This window comes from Azospirillum formosense, from assembly GCF_013340925.1.
Classification (GTDB): domain Bacteria; phylum Pseudomonadota; class Alphaproteobacteria; order Azospirillales; family Azospirillaceae; genus Azospirillum; species Azospirillum formosense.
Window position 1 is genome coordinate 1 of sequence record NZ_WHOR01000426.1, and the last position, 2,902, is coordinate 2,902.

Below are 2,902 nucleotides of genomic sequence, written 5' to 3' on the forward strand. Positions count from 1 at the left end.
CAGCGGAGGGCGGGGGGCGGTCAGGGGTGCGCGGGACGAGAGGCAGCGGGTGGTAGCCGAGGAAGTCGTTGTTGTAGGCGAACTGGGCGGACTCCGAGACGTACGCGGGGTAGATCGTCGGGAGCGTCAGAGGGGTATGAGAGACAGGTCCCCAGCCCCTTGGGCTCCAGCGCGTCGCCGAGGTCGATGGGCTGCCAGCGGTCGTCACGCCAGCCGAACAGGCGGTTGGGCTCGCCGTGCAGGTTGGAGAACAGCTCTTCATAGCCGTCGTTGTCGAAATCGGCGGCGATCACGCTGGATACCCGGCCCGGAAAGGACATCTCGGGATCGGCCTCGTCCACGAAGCCGCCGCCGGAGCGCTGGACGAACAGGCGCTGCGGCCCCTCCCAGGCGCCGACCAGCAGCCCGAACCCCCCGTAACCCGGCCCATCCACAGCGGCCACCGCCCGGCCGGCGAATCGCGAATCGGCGACTCCCCGCTCCTCGGCGATCTCCTCGTAGGTGCCGTCACCCAGGTTGCGGAACAGGAAGTTCGGCCCGCCCTCGTTGCAGGCGAACAGGTCCACGCGGTCGGACAGGAACGGCAGGGCGAGCAGCCCGCGCCCGGCACCGATCAGGTCGATGCCCGCGTCCTCCGCCGCGTCCTCAAGCCGCCCGCGCCGGCTGAGTTCGAACAGGCGGAAGGGGCCGCCGTCCGCCGCAACGACGAATCCGTAGCGGCCGTGGCCGTGCCGGTCCATGGCGATTACCGATCGCCCGGCGACGCGGTTGGCCATGCCAGCATTCTCCGGCTGGGCCAGCAGGTCGAGCCAATGCTTGCCGAAGCACGCGAACAGCCGGTCGCCCATCTCCTTCGGCCCGCTCGCCCGGTCGGAGTTCAGGACGTACAACTCCTCACGCCCGTCGCCGTCCACGTCGGCGGCGGCGATGGCGACCGCGCAGCCCGAAGCGTCGGCCAGCAGCGGCCCGGCGATGTCCACCAGCCGGGAGCCGTCCCATTTGAGGATGAGGTTGTTGGTGGCGTAGCCCGTGACCACCAGTTCGAATGCCCCGTCACCGTCGACGTCGGTCACGGTGATGCCGTTGGACAGGCGCGGCTGGTTGCCGTCGATCAGCCGCGAGCATTCGAAGAACATCGGCCGCCACTCCCTCACTGCCGCGACGACGCCCGGGGAGGGTTTGACCCGTGAGGGCCGGTCCCTGACGGGCTCAAATCCGTTGATACCTCTTCGAACGGCGGAGGTAAACCCGCACGGAAGTCCAGCCCGGCAAGGAGCTGCGGCCTATGACCGCGCAGGCAGCGTCCCGGCGGGCATGAAAAAATCCCGCCGCAGCGGGCCGGCTGCGGCGGGATTTGTCTCGGATCGCGCGACTCTCAGCGGCGCTTCTTGACCCCGCCGTTGGTCAGCGAGCCGCCGGCGGCCAGCTTGACCGCATCGGACTCGTCGCCGTCCTTGGACGCCGCCGGACGGTTGCCGGCCACCGCCAGCTTGGCGCTTTCCTTCAGCGCCTTGGCGGCGGCTTCGCGGGCCGGCAGCTCGATGTTCAGCTCCAGCGTCGAGCAGTCGCCGCCGCGGTCCAGCTTGACCTCGACCTTGTTCTGGTCGATGTCGATGTACTTGGCGATGACCGCCAGCAGCTCCTGCTGGAGCATCGGCAGATAGTCCGGCCCCGTCCGCCCGGCGCGCTCGTGCGCCATGACGATCTGGAGACGTTCCTTGGCCTGGACCGCCGACGCGCGCGGGGCGGAGCGGAAAAAGCTGAAGATGCTCATGCGGACCTCCGGAGGAGGCGGCTGAACAGGCCCTTCTTCTGGGGCGTGACGAAGCGGTGCTCGATGTCCTCGCCCAGGAAGCGGGAAACCGCGTCCAGATAGGCCTGGCCGGCGTTGGACGCCTCGTCGAGGATGACCGGCATGCCGACGTTGGAGGCGCGCAGCACGGCCTGGCTCTCCGGGATCACGCCGAGCAGCGGGATCGCCAGGATCTCCAGCACGTCGTCGACCTTCAGCATCTCGCCGCGCTCCACCCGCTCCGGGTCGTAGCGGGTGAGGAGAAGCTGCTGGGTCACCGGTTCCAGGCCCTGCTCCGCCCGGCGCGAGCGCGAGGCCAGCACGCCGAGGATGCGGTCGCTGTCGCGCACCGAGGAGACTTCCGGGTTGGTCACGATCACCGCGTGATCGGCGAAGTACAGCGCCATCAGCGCCCCCCGCTCGATGCCCGCCGGGCTGTCGCAGACGATGTAGTCGAAGTCCTTGGACAGTTCGTTCAGGACCTTCTCCACGCCTTCGCGGGTCAGGGCGTCCTTGTCGCGGGTCTGCGAGGTCGGCAGGATCGACAGGTTGTCGATGCGCTTGTCCTTGATCAGCGCCTGGCTCAGCTTCGCTTCGCCGTTGATGACGTTGATGAAGTCGAACACCACGCGCCGCTCGCAGCCCATGATGAGGTCGAGGTTGCGCAGCCCGACGTCGAAATCGATGACGACCGTCTTGAAGCCGCGCAAGGCGAGTCCGGTCGCGAAAGCGGCGGAGGAGGTCGTCTTGCCGACGCCGCCCTTGCCGGAAGTCATGACGATGATCTTGCCCAACGGAGCTTCTCCCACGTTCCTAAATGTTGCCGCCAAGGTCCGGTTACCGGGTTACGCAGATCGGGGCCTGTGCCGGGCACGCTTTGCGTGACACCGTCCTCGCACAGAGGGCCGTTCGACAGAAAGCGCTCAAAAGCGTCATCATTGGGGCTCCATGTGAAGATAGCCGTCGCGCAGGAAGATCTGCACCGGCTTCTTCAGCACGTCGTTCCCGAAATCCTCGCTGACGCGGTACAGCCCGGCCACCGAGACGACCTCGGCCTCCAGGCTGTGACAGAAGATGCGCGCGTTGGTGTCGCCGGACACGCCGGCCAGC

4 protein-coding genes are annotated in these 2,902 nt (G+C 68.0%); all 4 read right to left on the reverse strand.

From position 1 onward, the window contains the following. Positions 1 to 20: 20 nt before the first annotated feature. On the reverse strand, positions 21 to 1,136 hold the full coding sequence (locus GBZ26_RS28525) for an FG-GAP repeat domain-containing protein (RefSeq protein ID WP_174441686.1): 1,116 nt from the start codon (positions 1,134 to 1,136) through the stop codon (positions 21 to 23). Positions 1,137 to 1,375: 239 nt separating this feature from the next. Next, complete coding sequence (gene minE, locus GBZ26_RS31050; RefSeq protein WP_174441687.1) at positions 1,376 to 1,774, reverse strand: cell division topological specificity factor MinE; 399 nt, start codon at positions 1,772 to 1,774, stop codon at positions 1,376 to 1,378. Continuing rightward, positions 1,771 to 2,586: a septum site-determining protein MinD gene (gene minD, locus GBZ26_RS28535; RefSeq protein ID WP_094305926.1), complete on the reverse strand. Its 816-nt coding sequence runs from the start codon at positions 2,584 to 2,586 to the stop codon at positions 1,771 to 1,773. The genes minE and minD overlap by 4 nt, the downstream gene beginning before the upstream one ends. Positions 2,587 to 2,727: 141 nt before the next feature. Next, complete coding sequence (locus tag GBZ26_RS31075; RefSeq protein WP_486598854.1) at positions 2,728 to 2,892, reverse strand: hypothetical protein; 165 nt, start codon at positions 2,890 to 2,892, stop codon at positions 2,728 to 2,730. Between the last annotated feature and the right edge of the window lie 10 nt (positions 2,893 to 2,902).